The organism is Ornithinibacter sp. (assembly GCF_035443565.1).
GTDB lineage: Bacteria > Actinomycetota > Actinomycetes > Actinomycetales > Dermatophilaceae > Fodinibacter.
The window spans coordinates 1-13,623 of record NZ_DAORSO010000064.1 but is presented as its reverse complement, the minus strand read 5'-3'; the positions used below and the strand labels follow the sequence as shown (position 1 = coordinate 13,623).

The following is a 13,623-nucleotide window of genomic DNA, read 5'->3' as shown; positions in this document are numbered from 1 at the left end:
GGCCTTCGCGGGCTTGTCGGCCTTGTCGGCCTTCTTGGCCTTGGCCGGCTTGTCGTCCTGGACCGCCTCGGCCTTGTCGGCCTTCTTGGTCTTGGCCGGCTTGTCGTCCTGGACCTCGACGGCCTCGGCCGGCGTGGTGTCCTGGATCGCGGACGCCGTGGTGCCCTGGAAGCGGTCGACGAGAGCGTCGAACGCCGCCTTGGTGAACACGACGTCATCGGCGCACAGCACGTCGTAGGTGTTGAGCTGGTCGACGGCGAGCACGTGCAGGTCGGCGATGTTGCGCACCGACTTCAGCGACACGATGTCGCTGCGGTCGAGCACGACGAGCACGTTCTTGCGCAGCGTCAGGCCGGCGAGCAGCTGGACGGCAGCCTTGGCCGAGGGGACGTCTCCGTTGGAGATCGACTCGACGACGTGGATGCGGTCGTGGCGCGCCCGGTCCGACAGGGCCCCGCGCAGGGCGGCGGCCTTCATCTTCTTGGGGGTGCGCTGCGAGTAGTCACGCGGCTGCGGGCCGTGGACGATGCCACCACCGGCGAACTGCGGTGCGCGGGTCGAGCCCTGACGGGCGCGGCCGGTGCCCTTCTGCTTGTAGGGCTTGCGGCCACCACCGCGCACGTCCGCCCGGGTCTTCGTCGAGTGCGTGCCCTGACGAGCTGCCGCGAGCTGGCCGACGACGACCTGGTGGATGAGCGGGACGTTGGTCTGCACGTCGAAGATCTCCGCGGGGAGGTCGACGGTGAGCGTCTTGGTTGCCATGCGGGTCACGCCCCCTTCGCGGCCGAGCGCACGAGAACGACGGCGCCGCGGGGGCCGGGGACGGCACCCTTGAGCAGCAGCAGGCCCTTCTCGGCGTCCACGGCGTGGACGGTGATGTTCTGGGTGGTCTGGCGCACGCCGCCCATGCGGCCGGCCATGCGCATGCCCTTGAAGACGCGGCCGGGCGTGGAGGCCCCACCGATCGAGCCGGGCTTGCGGTGGTTGCGGTGCGAACCGTGCGACGACGAGACGCCCTTGAAGCCGTGACGCTTCATGACGCCCGCGAAGCCCTTGCCCTTGGTCGTGCCGGTGACGTCGACGCTCTGGCCGACCTCGAAGGTGTCGGCGCCGAGCTCCTGGCCGAGGCTGTAGTCGCCCGCGTCAGCGGTGCGCAGCTCGACGACGTGACGGCGAGGGGTGACCCCAGCCTTCTCGAAGTGGCCGGTGAGCGGCTTGGTGACCTTGCGCGGGTCGATCGCGCCGTAGCCGAGCTGAACGGCCGCGTAGCCGTCGGTCTCGGCGTCGCGGACCTGGGTCACGACGTTCGGGCCGGCCTGGATCACGGTGACGGGCACGAGGCGGTTGTTCTCGTCCCACACCTGGGTCATGCCGAGCTTGGTGCCCAGCAGACCCTTCTGGGTCTTGGTGGAAGTGGTCATGTCGTCAGCCTCAGAGCTTGATCTCGATGTTGACGTCAGCCGGGAGGTCGAGACGCATCAGCGAGTCGACGGCCTTGGGCGTCGGGTCGATGATGTCGATGAGGCGCTTGTGGGTGCGCATCTCGAAGTGCTCGCGGCTGTCCTTGTACTTGTGCGGCGACCGGATGACGCAGAACACGTTCTTCTCCGTCGGGAGCGGCACAGGGCCGACCACGGTCGCTCCGGCGCGGGTGACCGTGTCCACGATCTTGCGCGCCGAGCTGTCGATGACCTCGTGGTCATACGACTTCAAGCGGATGCGGATCTTCTGTCCCGCCATCTGACGTTCCCGTCTCTCTCTCGCCTACATCTGTCTCAGTGCCGGTTCCGGTGAACCTCCGACCCCCGCGGTCGGGCGTGTCGCCCTTGCTCCGCAGCCCGGCGCAGGCGGTTTCCCGCATGTGTCCGGAGGTTCGGCTGTCCCGGTGGAACCGGGGCCTGGCACTTCGCTCACGAGCCGCCCCGCCGTGATTGGCGGTGCGTCACCTCGCGGCGGTGGGCGAGCGTGACCCTCTCGGGACGCGTTCGCACGCCAAGCAACCTGATAAGTGTGCCAGAGGGGATGCGGCCGGACCAAATCGGCCGATACACCACCGACTGGATGCCGCCCGCGCACCTTCGCGCTGATGGCGCGTCGTGCCGGTACCGGCTCACATGGAGGGGACAGGTCGCGCTGACGTCGCTGCCAGCCCTGCCACACACCGTGGGACTCGAACCGGCGGGCATCCCGCCCACCGGACGAACCCAAGGAGCAGATCGCATGCCCGTCTCCCCCACCTCCCTGAAGATCGCCGCCGTGAGCGGCCTGATCGCCATCGGCGCCGGAGTCGGTGTCGCCACCGCCTCGGCCGAGACCACCCCCAGCCCGAGCAGCACCAGCTCGTCCACCGCGAGCTCCGGTGCCGCTGCGGCGAACCAGGGCGCCGCCTCGACCAGCACGGACGACACGGGCCCCCGCGGCGGCCAGAAGGGCGGGCGCGGCATGGACAGCGCCGCCCTCGCCAGCGCCCTCGCGCTCGACGAGGCCAAGGTCACCGCGGCGGTCAGCGCCGCTCGTGAGGCCACCCGCCCCGACGCACCGGCGCAGGGCGAGACCCGGACGCCGCCCACCGAGGCCGAGCGCACGGCGCGCCAGAAGGCGTTCGCCACCGCTCTGGCCAAGGAGCTCGGCATCGACGAGGCCAAGGTCACGGCGGCGCTGGAGAAGGTCAAGGCCGCCCACGAGGCCGAGCACAAGACCGAGCTGACCGCGCGCCTGGACGCTGCGGTCACGGCGGGTGACCTCACGGCATCCGACAAGGCCTCGGTGCTCAAGGCGTTCGACGCCGGCGTCCTCCAGGGTGGCCCCGGCCCCCGCTGACCCTGGCTGCTGGAACTCAGGCCCGGACTGGCGTACCCCGCGACAGTCCGGGTCTGGGCTACGGGTCACTCGGCGGGCCGAACGACGACGGCTCCTACAGTTGCGCCATGTCGGAGACGCCCGAAGGCGCAGTCCTTGCCACAGACCACGCTCTGGCCTTGCGGCTCGTCACCGAGTGCGGGGACCTGGCCCAGCAGATGCATGCCGCTGGGGTGGACACCGAGTACAAGTCGTCGTTGTCCGACGTGGTCACTGCTGCAGATCGCGCCTGCGAGGCCCTCGTCGTCTCGGTGACGCAGCAGGAGCGATCGTCCGATGGAGTCCTGGGCGAAGAGGGTGCGTCCTTGCGTGGCACCTCCGGTCGTCGATGGGTGATCGACCCGGTTGACGGCACCCACAACTTCACCATGGGGATCCCCTACTGGTGCAGCGCGCTCGCCCTCGAAGGCTCGGACGGCGCCCTGCTCGGAGCCGTCTACCAGCCGTCGACCGCCGAAGTCTGGTTGGGCGGTGCCGGTGCGCCGACGACTCGTAACGGGGTGCCGGTTGCGGCATTGGTCCCCCGACGGCTCGACGAGTGCGTGCTGGCCACCTACCTGCATCCCGCGACGCTGCGCGACCCCAACCTCGCGGAGCCGTGGTTCGCGATCGTCGGAGATGCAGCCACGGCCCGCATGTTCGGGTCCGGATCGTGCGACCTCGCCTCGGTCGCGAGCGGCCGAATGGACCTGTGGGTCCAACACTCCACGGCCGAATGGGACTGGCTACCGGGCAAGGCGCTCGTGGATGCAGCCGGAGGACGAACGGCGGTGGTCCGGCACCGCGGACACACCTGGCACATCGCCGGCAACCCCCGAGCAGTCGGCGACGTGCTGGATGTTCTTCGTTTGTCGTGAGGCAGGAAGGCTTGCCAGCGCCCTCCTCCAGACGGACCTGTGAACGAGTGAGCGCAACATGCCGTGGCGATCGTTGCGCCACGGCATGTTGCGCTCACTCGACTGACCCCCGCCGGGACCGCACAGCGAAGGGCCCCGCACCGTTTCCGGTGCGGGGCCCTTGCGTTGCTCAGGCTACGAGCAGGGGGCGAACCCCCTCAGATCACTTGGTGATCTTGGTGACGCGGCCGGCGCCGACGGTGCGGCCGCCCTCGCGGATCGCGAACTTGAGGCCTTCCTCCATCGCGATCGGCTGGATGAGCTCGACGGCCATCTCGGTGTTGTCACCGGGCATGACCATCTCGGTGCCCTCAGGCAGCTTCACGACACCGGTGACGTCCGTGGTGCGGAAGTAGAACTGCGGGCGGTAGTTGTCGTAGAACGGCGTGTGACGGCCACCCTCGTCCTTGGACAGGATGTAGACGTTGGCGTCGAAGCCGGTGTGCGGGGTGATCGAGCCGGGCTTGACGACGACCTGGCCGCGCTCGACATCCTCGCGCTTGATGCCACGAAGGAGCAGGCCGACGTTCTCGCCAGCGCGACCCTCGTCGAGGAGCTTGCGGAACATCTCGATGCCCGTGGCCGTGGTCTTGGTGGCGGGACCCTCGTGGATGCCGACGATCTCGACCTCCTCGTTGACCTTGAGGATGCCGCGCTCGATGCGACCGGTGACGACGGTGCCACGACCGGTGATCGTGAAGACGTCCTCGACGGGCATGAGGAACGGCTTGTCCGTCTCACGAACCGGCTCGGGGATGTAGTCGTCGACGGCGTCCATGAGCTCGAGCACGGTGGCGCCCCACTCCGGGTCGCCCTCGAGGGCCTTGAGCGCCGAGACCTTGACGACCGGCAGGTCGTCGCCCGGGAACTCGTAGGTGGACAGCAGCTCGCGGACCTCCATCTCGACGAGCTCGAGGATCTCCTCGTCGTCGACCATGTCGGCCTTGTTGAGCGCGACCACGACGTAGGGGACGCCGACCTGGCGGGCCAGGAGGACGTGCTCCTTCGTCTGCGGCATCGGGCCGTCGGTGGCGGCGACGACGAGAATCGCACCGTCCATCTGGGCCGCACCGGTGATCATGTTCTTCACGTAGTCAGCGTGACCGGGGCAGTCGACGTGCGCGTAGTGACGACCCTCGGTCTGGTACTCGATGTGCGCGATGGAGATCGTGATACCGCGCTGCTTCTCCTCGGGCGCCTTGTCGATGTCGTCGAACGCGAACTGGGGGTTCAGGTCCGGGTACTTGTCGTGCAGAACCTTGGAAATCGCAGCCGTCAGCGTCGTCTTACCGTGGTCGATGTGACCGATGGTGCCGATGTTGACGTGCGGCTTGGTCCGCTCGAACTTTGCCTTCGCCACTTGATGTCCTCCTCAGGACTTGAGTGAGTTGAACGCCGATACGACCGGGCAGGACGTGGCGTCGTACTTGGGATTGGTTGGGATGGCTTCTCAGCCGAGACCAGCGACCAGTCTAGCGGTCACTCGCCCCGGGTCTTCTTGATGATCTCCTCGGCCACCGACTTGGGGACCTCGGCGTAGGAGTCGAACTCCATCGAGTAGTTCGCCCGACCCTGGGTCTTGGACCGCAGGTCGCCGACGTACCCGAACATCTCGGAGAGCGGGACCAGGCCGCGGACGACCTTGGCACCACTGATGTCCTCCATGGCCTGGATGTGGCCACGGCGGGAGTTGATGTCACCGATGACGTCACCCATGTAGTCCTCCGGGGTGCGCACCTCGACGGCCATCATCGGCTCGAGCAGCACGGGCTCGCACTTGCGCACGGCCTCCTTGAGTGCCATCGAGCCGGCGATCTTGAACGCCATCTCCGAGGAGTCGACGTCGTGGTAGGCGCCGTCGAGCAGGGTGGCCTTGATCCCGACGAGCGGGTAGCCGGCCAGCACGCCGTACTGCATGGCGTCCTGGATGCCGTTGTCGACGGAGGGGATGTACTCGCGCGGGATACGACCACCCGTGACCTTGTTGGAGAACTCGTAGAGCTCACCCTCGGCCGTGTCGAGCGGCTCGAGCGCGATCTGGACCTTCGCGAACTGGCCCGACCCACCCGTCTGCTTCTTGTGGGTGTAGTCGTACTTCTCGATCGAGCGCTTGATCGTCTCGCGGTAGGCCACCTGCGGCTTGCCGACGTTGGCCTCGACCTTGAACTCGCGACGCATGCGGTCCACGAGGATGTCGAGGTGGAGCTCGCCCATGCCGGCGATGATCGTCTGGCCGGTGTCCTCGTCGAGGTGGACCTGGAACGTCGGGTCCTCCTCGGCGAGCTTCTGGATGGCCGTGCCGAGCTTCTCCTGGTCACCCTTGGTCTTGGGCTCGATGGCCACCTGGATGACCGGCTCGGGGAAGGTCATCGACTCGAGCACGACCGGCTTGTCGATGTCACACAGGGTGTCACCGGTGGTCGTGTTCTTCAGGCCGATGGCGGCGTAGATGTGGCCGGCCAGAGCGCCCTCGACGGGGTTCTCCTTGTTGGCGTGCATCTGGAAGAGCTTGCCGATGCGCTCCTTCTTGACCTTGGTCGCGTTCAGCACCTGGGTGCCGGCGGAGATCTGTCCGGAGTACACGCGGATGAAGGTCAGCGTGCCGAAGAACGGGTGCGAGGCGACCTTGAAGGCCAGGGCCGAGAACGGCTCGTCCTTGCTGGGCTGGCGGGTGACCTTCTCCTCCTCGTTGCCCGGGGCGTGGCCCACCATGGCGGGCACGTCGAGCGGCGAGGGCAGGTAGGACAGGACGGCGTCGAGCATGGGCTGCACGCCACGGTTCTTGAAGGCCGAGCCACACAGGACCGGGTAGACCTCGGAGGAGATGGTCAGCGCACGGATGCCGGCGACGATCTCCTCGGTGGTCAGCTCGGCACCCTCGAGGTACTTCTCCATGAGGGAGTCGTCGGCCTCGGCGACGCGCTCGATGAGGTGGTGGCGGTACTCCTCCACCTTCTCGACCATGTCGGCCGGGATCTCCTGGACCTCATACTTCGCGCCGAGGGTCACGTCACCCTTGGCGTCGCCGGGCCACACGAGGGCCCGCTTGGTGATGAGGTCGATGACACCGATGAAGTCGTTCTCGGCACCGATGGGCAGCTGGAGTACGAGGGGCTCCGCGCCGAGGCGGTCCTTGATGGTGTCGACGGTGAAGTAGAAGTCCGCACCGAGCTTGTCCATCTTGTTGACGAAGCAGATGCGCGGCACGTTGTACTTGTCGGCCTGACGCCACACCGTCTCGGACTGCGGCTCAACGCCCTCCTTGCCGTCGAACACGGCCACGGCGCCGTCGAGGACGCGCAGCGAGCGCTCGACCTCGACGGTGAAGTCGACGTGCCCGGGGGTGTCGATGATGTTGATCTGGTGGTCTTCCCAGAAGGAGGTCACGGCGGCAGACGTGATCGTGATGCCGCGCTCCTTCTCCTGCTCCATCCAGTCAGTCGTGGAGGCACCGTCATGCGTCTCGCCCATCTTCCGGTTGACGCCGGTGTAGAAGAGGATGCGCTCGGTGACGGTGGTCTTGCCGGCGTCGATGTGCGCCATGATGCCGATGTTGCGGACCTTCTTGAGGTCCGTCAGGACGTCCTGTGCCACGTTCGTGTTCTCGTCTCGTTCGCTGCGGGGTGATGCGGTTGGTGGTGCTGGCGGCGGTGCGCCAGCGGCGTCCGGATGCCGGGAGCGTCAGGTGACGCTCACGGCATCCGGACGCAGGTGGTCACCAGCGGTAGTGCGCGAAGGCCTTGTTCGACTCGGCCATCTTGTGCGTGTCCTCGCGGCGCTTGACTGCGGCACCGAGACCGTTGGAGGCGTCGAGGATCTCGTTCATGAGGCGCTCAGTCATCGTCTTCTCACGACGCTGACGCGAGTAGCCGACGAGCCAGCGCAGCGACAGGGTCGTGGCCCGGTTGGGCTTGACCTCGATCGGCACCTGGTAGGTCGCGCCACCGACGCGGCGGGACTTGACCTCGAGCGTCGGCTTGATGTTGTCGAGCGCGCGCTTGAGGGTCTGGACGGGGTCGGTGCCGGTCTTCTCGCGGCAGCCCTCGAGGGCGCCGTAGACGATGGTCTCGGCGATCGACTTCTTGCCGTCGAGGAGGATCTTGTTGACGAGCGACGTCACGAGCGGGCTCTGGTAGACCGGGTCGACGACGAGCGGCCGCTTCGGAGCGGGTCCCTTGCGAGGCATCAGGCCTTACCCTTCTTCGCGCCGTAGCGGCTGCGGGCCTGCTGACGGTTCTTCACGCCCTGGGTGTCGAGGGCGCCACGGATGATCTTGTAGCGAACGCCGGGGAGGTCCTTCACACGGCCGCCACGCACGAGCACCATCGAGTGCTCCTGCAGGTTGTGACCGACGCCGGGGATGTAGGCGGTGACCTCGATGCCGCTGGTCAGGCGCACACGGGCGACCTTGCGCAGGGCGGAGTTCGGCTTCTTCGGGGTGGTCGTGTACACACGCGTGCACACACCGCGGCGCTGCGGAGAGCCCTTGAGGGCAGGAGTCTTGACCTTGGTGGTCTTGTCCTGCCGGCCCTTGCGCACCAGCTGGTTGATGGTAGGCAACCTGGATCCTTTGCTTGTCTTCGTCGATGCCCGGCAGTGCTGCCGAGGCTCCTTGGGGTGTCCGGCGCTCGACCCCCGCAGTCGGGCGTGTCACACCGGGTGCTCCTCCCTGCACTCCCCATGGCTCACCCGTGAGGGTCAGGACGTGGGGTGCCCGGCAAGAGGTGGGCGAGGCGCCTGCCCGACACCTCTCGGCGGCTGGCTGCGCTCCAGGGTCTGGACCTAGCCAGACACGATGACCAAGATTACCGGTATGCCGGGGGTGGGTCCAAATCGCTTGAGTACGCCCGGTGCTCAGCCCGCGCTGGCGCCGAAGGCCGGCGGGTAGGAGAACGGCCCCGCGAGGTCGGCCCGCCAGGCGTTGAGCCGCTTGACCAGGAAGTGGTCGTCCGGCCACGGACCCGGCGAACGGATGCCGTGCGGCGCCGCCGGCTCGAACCCGAAGTGGGCGTACCAGCCGGGGTCGCCCAGCAGGACGACCGAGGGTTCGTGACGTTGGTCGGCGGTCACGATCACGGCAGCGACGAGAGCCGAGCCGATGCCCTCACCCTGCCGCTCGGGCAGCACGCCGATCGGTCCGAGGGCCACCGCGGACCCCTCCCCCATGCGCGCCCGGCTGCACACGACGTGCCCGACGACCTCGCCGTGCAGTTCGGCCACGAAGGTCAACGAGTCCAGGACGTCACCGTCGGCGCGCAGGCGGTCGAGGATCTCCACCTCGGCACAGCGGTCCGCACCCTCGGGCACCCCGAAGGCCGCCTCGTGCAGGGCGCGGGTGGGCTGTTCGTCTCCGGGCAGCTCCCGCCGGATGACCAGGGCTGGGTCCATCCCCCGATCCTCTCATCCTCCCCCGACGCCGACGGGCGGGGACGCACGGTGGTGACCCACCGGCATCCCCGCCCGTCTCGGTGCGGAGTGGCTGACCTCAGATGCGGTCGAGCCCGAGCTCGCTGTCGTCCAGGCGGACGGCCTCGCCGCTGCCCGGACCGAACGCGGTGTACGAGTAGTCGTCGTAGCTCGGCATCGAGTACATCGCCGCCTTGGCCTCCTCGGTCGGCTCCACCGCGATGTCGCGGTAGCGGGGCAGACCCGTACCGGCCGGGATGAGCTTGCCGAGGATGACGTTCTCCTTGAGGCCGAGCAGGGAGTCGGACTTGCCCTCCATGGCGGCCTCGGTGAGCACGCGGGTGGTCTCCTGGAAGGAGGCCGCCGACAGCCACGACTCGGTCGCGAGCGACGCCTTCGTGATACCCATGAGCTCGGGACGACCGGATGCCGGCTTGCCGCCCTCGGCGAGGACGCGGCGGTTCTCGTCCTCGAAGCGACCACGCTCGGCGAGCATGCCCGGAAGCAGGTCCGCGTCACCCGACTCGATGATCGTGATCCGGCGCAGCATCTGCCGCACGATGACCTCGATGTGCTTGTCGTGGATCGACACACCCTGCTGGCGGTACACGCTCTGCACCTCGTCGACGAGGTGCATCTGCGTCTGGCGCGGCCCGAGGATGCGCAGCACGTTCTTCGGGTCGATGTTTCCGGCCGTCAGACGGGTGCCGACCTCGACGTGCTGGCCGTCCTGCACGAGCAGGCGGGCACGCTTGGTGACCGGGTACGCGTGCTCCTCGGAGCCGTCGTCCGGCGTGAGCAGCAGGCGACGCGTCTTGTCGGTCTCCTCGATGGTGATCCGGCCCGACGCCTCGGCGATCGGGGCGACACCCTTGGGGGTGCGCGCCTCGAAGAGCTCGACGACACGCGGCAGACCCTGCGTGATGTCGTCACCGGCCACACCACCGGTGTGGAAGGTACGCATCGTCAGCTGGGTGCCGGGCTCACCGATCGACTGGGCCGCGATGATGCCGACGGCCTCGCCGATGTCGACGAGCTTGCCGGTCGCGAGCGAGCGGCCGTAGCACAGCGCGCAGGTCCCGACCTTGGAGTCACACGTGAGCACCGAACGGATCTTCACCGAGTCGACGCCGGCGGCGAACAGGGCGCCGATGACGACGTCCCCGAGGTCGATGCCCGCGGCGGCCAGGGTCTCGCCGTCCTTGACGACGTCCTCGGCCAGGGTGCGGGCGTAGACCGAGGTCTCGACGTCGTCGTGGACCGTACGGGCGCCGGTGCGCTCGTCGACGGCCGCGATCGGCATCGGCAGACCCCGCTCGGTGCCACAGTCGTCCTCACGGATGATGACGTCCTGCGACACGTCGACCAGACGACGGGTCAGGTAGCCCGAGTCGGCGGTGCGCAGCGCGGTGTCCGCGAGGCCCTTGCGCGAGCCGTGCGTGGAGATGAAGAACTCGAGCACCGAGAGGCCCTCGCGGAAGTTCGCGCGGATCGGTCGCGGGATGATGTCGCCCTTCGGGTTGGACACCAGGCCACGCATACCGGCGATCTGGCGCAGCTGCATCCAGTTACCACGGGCACCCGAGGACACCATCCGGTAGATGGTGTTGGTCCGCGGGATGTTGGCTTCCATCTCGTCGGCGACCTCCTTGGTCGCCTGCGTCCAGATCTCGATGAGCTCCTGGCGACGCTCGTCGTCGGTGATCAGACCGCGCTCGTACTGCGTCTGGACCTTGGTGGCCTTCTCCTCGTAGCCCTCGAGGATCTCGAGCTTGCGCGGGGGCGTGACGACGTCGGAGATGGCGACCGTGGTGCCCGAGCGGGTCGCCCAGTGGAAGCCGTACTCCTTGAGCGCGTCCAGGCTGGCCGCGACCTGCACCTTGCTGTAGCGCTCGGCGAGGTCGTTGACGATCGTGGACAGACGCTTCTTGTCGACCTGGTCGTTGACGAACGGGTAGTCCACCGGCAGCGTCTCGTTGAACAGCGCCCGACCCAGCGTGGTCTCGACGAGCAGCGCGGCGGCGTAGCCCTCGGCGTCGAGCTCGACACCCTCGGGCAGGGCCGTCAGCGGCGTCGGGACGACGTCCTTGAGGCGGATCTTCACGAGCGAGCCGAGCTCGATCTCGCCGGCGTCGAAGGCCATGCGGGCCTCGGACACGGTCGAGAACACGCGACCGGCACCCTTGCCGTCCTCCACCTCGGTGGTGAGGTGGTACAGCCCGATGATCATGTCCTGGGTGGGCATGGTCACGGGGCGGCCGTCGGCCGGCTTGAGGATGTTGTTCGAGGACAGCATGAGGATGCGGGCCTCGGCCTGCGCCTCCGCCGACAGCGGCACGTGGACGGCCATCTGGTCACCGTCGAAGTCCGCGTTGAACGCGGTGCAGACGAGCGGGTGGATCTGGATGGCCTTGCCCTCGACCAGCTGGGGCTCGAAGGCCTGGATGCCGAGACGGTGCAGCGTGGGTGCGCGGTTCAGCAGCACCGGGTGCTCGGTGATGACCTCTTCGAGGACGTCCCACACGACCGAGCGCTGACGCTCGACCATGCGCTTGGCCGACTTGATGTTCTGGGCGTGGTCGAGGTCGACGAGGCGCTTCATGACGAAGGGCTTGAAGAGCTCGAGCGCCATCTGCTTGGGCAGGCCGCACTGGTGCAGCTTGAGCTGCGGGCCGACGACGATGACCGAACGGCCGGAGTAGTCGACGCGCTTGCCGAGCAGGTTCTGGCGGAAGCGGCCCTGCTTGCCCTTGAGCATGTCGGACAGCGACTTCAGCGGGCGGTTGCCCGGACCGGTGACCGGGCGGCCACGACGGCCGTTGTCGAACAGGCTGTCGACGGCCTCCTGCAGCATCCGCTTCTCGTTGTTGACGATGATCTCGGGCGCGCCCAGGTCGAGCAGTCGCTTGAGGCGGTTGTTGCGGTTGATGACCCGGCGGTACAGGTCGTTGAGGTCAGAGGTCGCGAAGCGGCCACCGTCGAGCTGCACCATGGGTCGCAGGTCCGGCGGGATGACCGGGACGGCATCCAGGACCATGCCCGAGGGCTGGTTCGTCGTGGTCTGGAACGCGCTGACGACCTTGAGGCGCTTGAGCGCGCGGGTCTTGCGCTGGCCCTTGCCGGTGGCGATGATCTCGCGCAGCAGCTCGGCCTCGGCGTCGAGGTCGAAGGTCTGCAGGCGCTTCTGGATCGCCGCGGCGCCCATGCCGCCCTCGAAGTAGAGACCGAAGCGGTCACGCATCTCGCGGTAGAGCACCTCGTCGCCCTCGAGGTCCTGGACCTTGAGGTTCTTGAAGCGGTCCCAGACCTGACCCAGGCGCTCGAGGCCCTGGTCGGCCCGGCGACGAATGGCGTTCATCTCGCGCTCGGCGGAGTCGCGCACCTTGCGGCGGGCGTCGGCCTTGGCACCCTCGGCCTCGAGGGCCGCGATGTCGGTCTCGAGCTTCTTGGCGCGGGCCTCGATGTCGGCGTCGCGGCGGTTCTCGAGTTCCTTCTTCTCGACCTCGATCTGCGCCTCGAGCGAGGGCAGGTCGGCGTGACGCTGGTCGACGTCGACGCTGGTGATCATGTAGGCGGCGAAGTAGATGACCTTCTCGAGGTCCTTCGGGGCCAGGTCGAGCAGGTAGCCCAGACGGCTCGGGACACCCTTGAAGTACCAGATGTGGGTGACGGGGGCGGCGAGCTCGATGTGGCCCATCCGCTCGCGGCGCACCGCGGCGCGGGTCACCTCGACGCCACAGCGCTCACAGATGATGCCCTTGAAGCGCACGCGCTTGTACTTGCCGCAGGCGCACTCCCAGTCGCGGGTGGGGCCGAAGATCTTCTCGCAGAAGAGCCCGTCCTTCTCCGGCTTGAGGGTGCGGTAGTTGATGGTCTCGGGCTTCTTGACCTCACCGTGGCTCCAGGCGCGGATGTCCTCGGCCGAGGCGAGGCCGATGCGCAGGAGGTCGAAGTCGTTCACGTCAAGCACGTTGTGCTTCCCTACTCTCGTTCGTTCGAACGTTCAGTTCTGGTGTCACCCGGTCACGGGCTGGGTCGGGGCCTCTCGGCCTCGTCTGTCCCCTGGTGGCCGGCGCCGTGCGCCGGCCACCTCGGGGTTGTCGAGGGGCGGGGCCCCGGTGGGTCAGACCTCTTCGACGCTGCTCGGCTCGCGCCGGGACAGGTCGATTCCCAGTTCCTCCGCTGCGCGGAAGACGTCCTCTTCGGCTTCGTGCATCTCGATGGTCGTGCCGTCGCTGGACAGCACCTCCACGTTGAGGCAGAGGCTCTGCATCTCCTTGATGAGCACCTTGAAGGACTCGGGGATGCCGGGCTCCGGGATGTTGTCGCCCTTGACGATGGCCTCGTAGACCTTCACGCGACCGTTGACGTCGTCGGACTTGATGGTGAGCAGTTCCTGCAGCGCGTAGGCGGCGCCGTACGCCTCGAGGGCCCAGACCTCCATCTCACCGAAGCGCTGGCC

The 13,623-nt window shown here is 67.9% G+C and carries 11 protein-coding genes and 1 pseudogene; 2 read left to right on the top strand and 10 right to left on the bottom strand.

Translation table 11 applies throughout. The annotated features are described in order from the left end of the window. Positions 1-177 precede the first annotated feature (177 nt). The 3 genes and pseudogenes from rplD to rpsJ all read right to left on the bottom strand — a co-directional run. A pseudogene (gene rplD, locus PLL68_RS08505) lies at positions 178-762 on the bottom strand (50S ribosomal protein L4); the annotation flags it as partial. A 5-nt stretch (positions 763-767) separates the two neighbouring features. Continuing rightward, positions 768-1,421: a 50S ribosomal protein L3 gene (gene rplC, locus PLL68_RS08500; protein WP_159900928.1), complete on the bottom strand. Its 654-nt coding sequence runs from the start codon at positions 1,419-1,421 to the stop codon at positions 768-770. A gap of 10 nt (positions 1,422-1,431) precedes the next feature. Further along, a complete protein-coding gene (gene rpsJ / locus PLL68_RS08495) occupies positions 1,432-1,740 on the bottom strand; it encodes a 30S ribosomal protein S10 (RefSeq protein WP_012867945.1) in 309 nt (102 codons plus the stop codon). A 480-nt stretch (positions 1,741-2,220) separates the two neighbouring features. On the opposite strand from rpsJ, the gene PLL68_RS08490 reads away from it, so the two are divergent. Beyond that, a complete protein-coding gene (locus tag PLL68_RS08490) occupies positions 2,221-2,820 on the top strand; it encodes a hypothetical protein (RefSeq protein ID WP_324533338.1) in 600 nt (199 codons plus the stop codon). 107 nt (positions 2,821-2,927) lie between these two features. After that, positions 2,928-3,716: an inositol monophosphatase family protein gene (locus PLL68_RS08485; RefSeq protein WP_324533337.1), complete on the top strand. Its 789-nt coding sequence runs from the start codon at positions 2,928-2,930 to the stop codon at positions 3,714-3,716. Positions 3,717-3,918: 202 nt separating this feature from the next. Here PLL68_RS08485 and tuf read toward each other — a convergent pair whose 3' ends face one another. From tuf to PLL68_RS08450, 7 genes are all read right to left on the bottom strand, one after another. Further along, positions 3,919-5,115 (bottom strand): elongation factor Tu, encoded by a 1,197-nt coding sequence (gene tuf / locus PLL68_RS08480; RefSeq protein ID WP_159900932.1) that lies wholly within the window; start codon positions 5,113-5,115, stop codon positions 3,919-3,921. A 119-nt stretch (positions 5,116-5,234) separates the two neighbouring features. Then, positions 5,235-7,349 carry an elongation factor G gene (gene fusA / locus PLL68_RS08475; RefSeq protein ID WP_324533336.1) on the bottom strand — a complete coding sequence of 705 codons (2,115 nt, stop codon included), beginning with the start codon at positions 7,347-7,349 and terminating at the stop codon, positions 5,235-5,237. A 121-nt stretch (positions 7,350-7,470) separates the two neighbouring features. Next, positions 7,471-7,941 carry a 30S ribosomal protein S7 gene (rpsG, locus tag PLL68_RS08470; protein WP_159900936.1) on the bottom strand — a complete coding sequence of 157 codons (471 nt, stop codon included), beginning with the start codon at positions 7,939-7,941 and terminating at the stop codon, positions 7,471-7,473. After that, positions 7,941-8,315, bottom strand: coding sequence for a 30S ribosomal protein S12 (gene rpsL, locus PLL68_RS08465; protein ID WP_324533335.1), 375 nt, complete (start codon positions 8,313-8,315; stop codon positions 7,941-7,943). The genes rpsG and rpsL overlap by 1 nt, the downstream gene beginning before the upstream one ends. A gap of 294 nt (positions 8,316-8,609) precedes the next feature. After that, complete coding sequence (locus tag PLL68_RS08460) at positions 8,610-9,143, bottom strand: GNAT family N-acetyltransferase (protein WP_324533334.1); 534 nt, start codon at positions 9,141-9,143, stop codon at positions 8,610-8,612. Between the two features lie 97 nt (positions 9,144-9,240). Continuing rightward, complete coding sequence (locus tag PLL68_RS08455) at positions 9,241-13,131, bottom strand: DNA-directed RNA polymerase subunit beta' (protein ID WP_324533333.1); 3,891 nt, start codon at positions 13,129-13,131, stop codon at positions 9,241-9,243. 153 nt (positions 13,132-13,284) lie between these two features. Next, positions 13,285-13,623 (bottom strand): DNA-directed RNA polymerase subunit beta (locus tag PLL68_RS08450; RefSeq protein ID WP_324533332.1); only part of this gene is annotated, 339 nt, incomplete at its 5' end.

Bases quoted from the DNA above. Each gene is read 5' to 3' on its own strand.
- rpsG (WP_159900936.1), bottom strand. From the start codon at position 7,941: ATGCCTCGCAAGGGACCCGCTCCGAAGCGGCCGCTCGTCGTCGACCCG.
- rpsJ (WP_012867945.1), bottom strand. From the start codon at position 1,740: ATGGCGGGACAGAAGATCCGCATCCGCTTGAAGTCGTATGACCACGAG.
- PLL68_RS08485 (WP_324533337.1), top strand. From the start codon at position 2,928: ATGTCGGAGACGCCCGAAGGCGCAGTCCTTGCCACAGACCACGCTCTG.
- PLL68_RS08460 (WP_324533334.1), bottom strand. From the start codon at position 9,143: ATGGACCCAGCCCTGGTCATCCGGCGGGAGCTGCCCGGAGACGAACAG.
- PLL68_RS08490 (WP_324533338.1), top strand. From the start codon at position 2,221: ATGCCCGTCTCCCCCACCTCCCTGAAGATCGCCGCCGTGAGCGGCCTG.
- rplC (WP_159900928.1), bottom strand. From the start codon at position 1,421: ATGACCACTTCCACCAAGACCCAGAAGGGTCTGCTGGGCACCAAGCTC.